Source organism: Desulfallas sp. Bu1-1 (genome assembly GCF_015594625.1).
In the GTDB taxonomy this organism is placed as follows: domain Bacteria; phylum Bacillota; class Desulfotomaculia; order Desulfotomaculales; family Desulfallaceae; genus JADNRQ01.
Map to the genome: position 1 here is coordinate 1 of NZ_JADNRQ010000074.1, position 572 is coordinate 572.

The window sequence follows — 572 nt, forward strand, 5'->3', positions numbered from 1 at the left end:
TGCCCCATTCGGAAATCTACGGGTCTATGCCTGCTTGCGGCTCACCGTAGCTTTTCGCAGCTTGCCACGTCCTTCTTCGGCCTCCTGGCGCCCAGGCATCCACCGTACGCCCTTTCTAGCTTGACCTCTTCTCGGCGTCTTGTGTGCTACCTGTGCTTTTTTCGCTGTGCAGTTTTCAAGGAACAGGTTTGGTTTGAGTAGTGGGTGGTTGGTCGTTAGTCGTTGGTTCCTTGGTATTACTTTTGGGTCATTTTTGACCCGCTAGCTTTAACCCTGGAACTAACCACTAACCACCAACCACCAACCACTAATCTGGTGGGCCTGGGTGGACTCGAACCACCGACCTCACGCTTATCAGGCGTGCGCTCTGACCGGCTGAGCTACAAGCCCACTTTTGGGGTCGTTTGTGGTTTGTCGTTGGTCATCCAACCACCAACCACTAAACTGATCCCTCAAAACCAAACAGTGTGTCGAGATGGTTCGACCTGGAGTTTTCGAGGTTCGATGTTCGTCGTTCGAGGTTCGATGTTTGCTGGAATTCGCCAGGGGCGAATTCCTTCTTAATCGAACTT

At 52.4% G+C, this 572-nt stretch carries 1 tRNA gene and 1 rRNA gene; both read right to left on the minus strand.

Annotated elements, in window-relative coordinates:
• Positions 1-126: ribosomal RNA gene (locus tag IT084_RS17685) — 23S ribosomal RNA — on the minus strand; the annotation flags it as partial.
• 187 nt (positions 127-313) lie between these two features.
• Positions 314-390: transfer RNA gene (locus IT084_RS17690), tRNA-Ile, on the minus strand.
• Between the last annotated feature and the right edge of the window lie 182 nt (positions 391-572).